Annotated in this window: 1 rRNA gene; it reads left to right on the top strand. The window is 63.4% G+C overall.

From position 1 onward, the window contains the following. Positions 1–112 precede the first annotated feature (112 nt). Positions 113–229 (top strand): 5S ribosomal RNA (rrf, locus tag AC1DD3_RS22180). The last annotated feature ends 122 nt before the right edge of the window (positions 230–351 follow it).

Genomic DNA, 351 nt, shown 5'->3' with positions numbered 1-351 from the left:
AACAACAAAATAACAACACCACACCCTGGGCCCGCCCTCGAAACAGAGGAACGGCACAGGAAGTTGTAACCACCAGATTTCCCAACCCCCCMGGGGGTTCGGGTACAAGGGTTACGGCGGTCATAGCGTGGGGGAAACGCCCGGTCCCATTCCGAACCCGGAAGCTAAGACCCACAGCGCCGATGGTACTGCACCCGGGAGGGTGTGGGAGAGTAGGTCACCGCCGGACACTATTTACGGCCAAGGCCCCGACAGCAAATGTCGGGGCCTTCGCTCTTTAACCCCAAATATCCCCCCGGAGTCGACGGGCCCTGCCAGCACGGCCCCGCCACTGCCCGGCCGCGGTGCCGG

Source organism: Arthrobacter sp. 05T444 (assembly GCF_056395905.1).
Note: the sequence above shows the minus strand (reverse complement) of the source record. Positions and strands in the feature narration are given on the sequence as shown.